Here is a 5,308-nt window from a genome sequence, read left to right on the forward strand (position 1 = left end):
GCGCCCCCGCCTCGGGGGCGCACCGGGCGCGGGTGGGTCAGAGCGAGGTCATGACGTGCTTGATGCGGGTGTAGTCCTCGAAGCCGTACGCGGAGAGGTCCTTGCCGTAGCCGGACTTCTTGAATCCGCCGTGCGGCATCTCGGCGACGAGTGCCATGTGGGTGTTGATCCACACGCAGCCGAAGTCGAGGTTCTTGGACATCCGCATGGCGCGGGCGTGGTCCTTGGTCCATACCGAGGACGCGAGCGCGTAGTCCACGCCGTTGGCGTACGCGACGGCCTGGGCCTCGTCGGAGAACTTCTGGACGGTGATGACGGGGCCGAAGACCTCGTTCTGAATGATCTCGTCGTCCTGCTGGAGGCCGGAGACGACGGTCGGGGCGTAGAAGTAGCCCCTCTCGCCCACCCGGTGGCCACCCGCCTCGATCTTCGCGTGGTCGGGGAGGCGGTCGATGAAGCCGCTGACCTGCTTCAGCTGGTTGGCGTTGTTGAGCGGGCCGTACAGCACGTCCTCGTCGTCCGGCTGCCCGGTCTTCGTGTCGGCGGCGGCCTTGGCGAGAGCGGTGACGAACTCGTCGTGGACGGACTCGTGGACCAGGACGCGGGTCGCGGCCGTACAGTCCTGGCCCGCGTTGAAGAAGCCGCCGACGACGAGGTCCTCGACCGCCTTCTCCAGGTCTGCGTCCTCGAAGATCACCGCCGGGGCCTTGCCGCCGAGCTCCAGGTGGACCCGCTTGACGTCCTTGGCGGCGCTCTGCGCGACCTGGATGCCGGCCCGTACCGAACCGGTGATGGAGGCCATCGCCGGGGTCGGGTGCTCGACCATCGCGCGACCGGTCTCGCGGTCGCCACAGATGACGTTGAACACACCCTTGGGGAGGATCCGGCCGATGATCTCGGCGATCAGCACGGTCGACGCCGGTGTGGTGTCGGACGGCTTGAGGACGACGGCGTTGCCCGCGGCGAGCGCCGGGGCGAACTTCCACACGGCCATCAGCAGGGGGTAGTTCCACGGCGCGACCTGGGCGCAGACGCCGACCGGCTCACGGCGGATGATCGACGTCATCCCCTCCATGTACTCACCGGCCGAGCGGCCTTCGAGCAGCCGCGCGGCGCCCGCGAAGAAGCGGACCTGGTCGATGGCCGGGGCGAGTTCCTCACTGTGGGTGAGGTGGAGCGGCTTTCCGGTGTCACGGCTCTCGGCGGCCACCAGTTCGTCGGCCCGCGCCTCCATCGCGTCGGCGATCTTCAGCAGGGCCAGCTGCCGTGCGGACGGGGTGGTGTCCCGCCAGGCGGGGAACGCGGCAGCGGCGGCGGCCATCGCCGCGTCGACGTCCGCCTGGCCGGAGAGCGGGGAGGTGGCGTAGACCTCGCCCGTGCTGGGATCCACGACGTCGAGGGTGCGGCCGTCCGAGGCGTCCGCGAAGACGCCGTCGATGTAATTGCGGAACGTGGTGCTCATGAAACCGGTCTTTCTCATGGTCGGGCGGAACGCGTGGTCGGACGGCGTAGCGGTACGGGGACGCGGTCAGGCTGCCGTACGGGCGGACAGGTGCTCGTGGACGGCGGGCCAACTGCCGTCGGCGGCGCGGGCGAACACGATCGTCTCCCGCTCGTGGACGGTCTCCTCGCCGGCCCGGGTGGCGACCGTGGTCTCCACGTCATGGCTGAAGACGGCCGTGGTGCCGTAGTGCTGGATCAGCTGCCCTGTCGAGGTGCAGCGAACAATGCGGAAGTCGTCCTCCGCCACCCACTGCTGCCACAGCGCGCGGTACTCGTCGGTGGAACCGAGCCGCTGTGGGGTGGAGTGGAAGACGAATGAGGCGTCCGGGGCGAAGGAGCCGAAGTAGTCGTCGAGGCGCCCTTCGGCGAAGGCGGCGATCAACGCGTCGGCGGCGGCGCGGACTTCCCGGACTTCCCGGGTGTCCTGAACATCTTGAACGTCCTGGACTTCCTGCGCGGGGGTGGTGCTCATGTGCGGCTCCTGGTTACGGGGCGGGGCGTCGGAAGGCCGTGGCGTTCAGGCCACGGTGGCCGGCCCGGCGGCGACGGTCTCCTCGTCCGGGCCGCCGACGATGGGCAGAACCGCGGTGTCCGACGCCCTGACGAAACGGGGGCCCTCCGGTCCGTACACCCCGCGCGGCTCGGGGAAGAGGGTGAGCAGGCCGAGGTAGACGACGGCCGCGAGGGCGAGGCCGACCGGCAGCGAGATGTCGGCGCCGTTCGCGAGGTTGCCGAGCGGGCCGACGAACTGACCGGGCAGGTTGGTGAACAGCAGCGCCACACCGGCGGAGAGGAACCAGGTGGACATCCCGCGCCAGTTCCAACCGTGGTTGAACCAGTAGCGGCCACCGGTCTGGCGGCGGTTGAAGACCTGGAGCGCGTCCCCGTCGTACCAGCCGCGCCGGGTGACGTAGCCGAGCGCCATCACGATCATCCACGGCGCGGTGCAGGTGATGATCAGCGTCGCGAACGTGGAGATGGACTGGGTGAGGTTGAGCGCGAAGCGGCCGACGAAGATGAACGCGATCGACAGGGCGCCGATGAAGAACGTCGACTGCACCCGGCTGAAGCGGGTGAAGACGCTGGAGACGTCGAGGCCGGTGCCGTACAGCGCGGTCGTGCCGGTCGACAGGCCACCGATCAGGGCGATCAGGCAGAGCGGCAGGAAGTACCAGCCGGGCGAGATGGCGAGCAGTCCGCCGACGTAGTTGGGGGCGGCCGGGTCGACGTACTTGGCGGCCTTCGACGCGATGATCGAGGCGGTGGCCAGGCCGAAGACGAAGGGCAGCAGCGTGGCGATCTGCGCGAGGAACGCGGCGCCCATCACGCGGCGGCGGGGCGTCGTGGCCGGGATGTAGCGGGACCAGTCGCCGAGGAACGCGCCGAAGGAGACCGGGTTGGACAGCACGATCAGCGCGGAGCCGATGAACGACGGCCAGAACAGCGGGTCGGCCGTCGACGCGAAGGTGCCCGCGTAGCCCGCGTCGAAGTCTCCCGCGAAGGCGAAGACGCCGAGGACGAAGAGCGCCGACGCGGCGATCACCGCGATCTTGTTGACCATCAGCATGAAGCGGAAGCCGTAGACGCAGACCACCAGGACGAGCCCGGCGAAGATCGCGTATGCAATGCCATAGGTCACGTTCGACTCGGGCAGACCCGCGAGTCGGTGGGCGCCGCCGACGAGCGCGTCGCCCGAGGACCACACCGAGATCGAGAAGAACGCGACCGCGGTGAGGAGCGAGAGGAACGAGCCGACGATCCGGCCGTGCACGCCCAGGTGGGCGGAGGAGGACACGGCGTTGTTGGTGCCGTTGGCCGGGCCGAACAGCGCCATCGGGGCAAGCAGCAGCGCACCGGCGAGAAGGCCGAGCAGTGTCGCCGCGAGCCCCTGCCAGAACGAGAGCCCGAAAAGGATCGGGAAGGCGCCCAGCACACACGTCGCGAAGGTGTTGGCACCGCCGAAGGCGAGCCGGAAGAGATCGACCGGCCGGGCGGTGCGGTCGGCGTCGGGAATCCGCTCGACACCATTGGTCTCGACTTCGGTGATCGAGGTGGTCATGGCGCTCCAGCTTTTGTTCATGAGGCAGCCCCACAGTCTGTTCATATGGGACGGTCCCGCTGTTCATGGGACGGTCCCACAGTCTGTGCCCCCGGACGACGGCCGACAATTGTGTACATCACAGAGCAGTAGGCTGTTGTCTGTGGCAAACGACAAACTCACGGTCGAGGATCTACTCTCGTTCCCCGCTCTCCAGCTCTCCGTGAAGGCGGGCAGCAGCGGCCTGGGACGTTCGGTTTCCTGGGCGCATGCCAGCGAACTCGCCGATCCGACGCCCTGGCTGCTGGGCGCCGAGGTGATCATGACGACGGGGCTGGCGATCCCGCGTACCGCCGCCGGACAGCGCACCTATCTGGAGCGACTCGACGACGCCGGTGTCTCCGCGCTGGCCCTGTCCGCGCAATTGCACATGCCACCGCTGCACGACGCGTTCTTCCGGGCGGCCGAGGAGCGCGGCTTCCCGGTCCTGGAGGTCCCGCTCGCCGTTCCCTTCATCGCGGTCTCCCAGGAGGTCGCGGCCTCGGTCCAGGAGGACGCCAGGCACCGGCTCGGCGCGCAGCTCCAGGTCTTCGGCTCGCTGCGCTGGCTGGTAGCCGAGGACCTCGACACGCCGACGCTGCTGCGTCGTCTCGAGCGCCTGTCCGGTTACGACGTGTATCTCTGCACCCCGCAGGGGCGGCCTCTGCTTCCAGGAGTCCCGGTGCCGGACCGGGGCGTGCTGCCCGCCTCGGTGGACGCTCCGCCGACCGTCCCCGGTGGGTTCGTGCTGCCCGTGCCGGCACCCGGCGGCCCGGCGGGATTCCTCGTCGCGTACGAACGGGAGGGCGCCCAGCCCGCCGGGCTCGCGGTCGTCCAGCACATCGCCACGGTGGCGGCGCTACGGGTCGCGATGGTGCGCAGCGAGCGCGAGACGCTGCGCCGCGAGGGCGCGGAGACCCTGGCCGAACTCCTTCAGGAGGTGCTGGACCCGGAAGCGGCCCGGCGCAGGCTCGCCCGGCATGCGATCGAGGGCGACACCGTGCTGATCGTGGTGCGGCAGACCACGGACGAGGCGCTGCTGCGCTGCCTCCAGGACCAGCCGCATCTGCTGCTCACGTGGGGCACGGACCGGTATGTCCTGGGGGCGCCGCAGCTGGCGGCAGAGATCGGTGAACTGCCGGATGTGGCGGCCGGGATGAGCCGCCCGTTCCTTCCCGGGGCCCCGTTGCGGGTGGCCCAGCGCGAGGCGCTCTGGGCGGTCTCGAAGGCCGTCGAGTCGGGCCGTTCCGTGGTCCGCTACGGCGACGACTCCCTGGGCCGCTGGCTGCCCGACGACCCGGCCGTGCTGACCGCGCTGGTCGAGCACGTGCTGGGCGAGGTCCTGCGCTACGACGAGGCGCACGACTCGCAGCTGCTGGTCTCCGTCCGTACCTGGATGGAACGGGACCGCCGCACGGAGACGGCGGCCGCCGCGCTCCACATCCATCCCAACACTCTCGCCTACCGGCTGCGCCGCTTCGGTTCACTGGCCGGCCGTGACATGGCGTCCACGGGGGCCCTGGCGGAGGTCTGGCTGGCGATCCAGGCAGCGGGGGCGCTGGGTCTCACCGACTGAGAGTGACCGGCCACGGGCGACGACCGGACGGAGCCGGGTGGGCCGGACTGGCCCTAAGGGCTGCCCCGTAATCCCTGGTGGATCAGCGCGCGGCGTCAGATGCGGTGCATCGCAAGGCGGAGGGGCGCTCGCATACTGGCTGTATTCGGGCG

4 protein-coding genes are annotated in these 5,308 nt (G+C 70.0%); 1 reads left to right on the top strand and 3 read right to left on the bottom strand.

Features of this window, described 5'->3' with window-relative positions; all coding sequences use genetic code 11:
- Window positions 1-37 precede the first annotated feature (37 nt).
- The 3 genes from ACFU8Q_RS38770 to ACFU8Q_RS38780 form a co-directional block, all read right to left on the bottom strand.
- A complete protein-coding gene (locus tag ACFU8Q_RS38770) occupies window positions 38-1,462 on the bottom strand; it encodes a gamma-aminobutyraldehyde dehydrogenase (protein WP_384464067.1) in 1,425 nt (474 codons plus the stop codon).
- Between the two features lie 66 nt (window positions 1,463-1,528).
- Window positions 1,529-1,975, bottom strand: a complete 447-nt coding sequence (locus ACFU8Q_RS38775) for a YybH family protein (protein WP_384464070.1) — start codon at window positions 1,973-1,975, stop codon at window positions 1,529-1,531.
- 45 nt (window positions 1,976-2,020) lie between these two features.
- On the bottom strand, window positions 2,021-3,562 hold the full coding sequence (locus ACFU8Q_RS38780) for a purine-cytosine permease family protein (protein WP_384464073.1): 1,542 nt from the start codon (window positions 3,560-3,562) through the stop codon (window positions 2,021-2,023).
- A gap of 142 nt (window positions 3,563-3,704) precedes the next feature.
- Here ACFU8Q_RS38780 and ACFU8Q_RS38785 point away from each other — a divergent pair, with 142 nt between their 5' ends.
- The gene (locus ACFU8Q_RS38785) at window positions 3,705-5,156 is read left to right on the top strand and encodes a PucR family transcriptional regulator (RefSeq protein ID WP_384464076.1); all 1,452 of its coding nucleotides are present in this window, start codon (window positions 3,705-3,707) and stop codon (window positions 5,154-5,156) included.
- Window positions 5,157-5,308 lie beyond the last annotated feature (152 nt).

The organism is Streptomyces sp. NPDC057543 (genome assembly GCF_042801895.1).
In the GTDB taxonomy this organism is placed as follows: Bacteria; Actinomycetota; Actinomycetes; order Streptomycetales; family Streptomycetaceae; genus Streptomyces.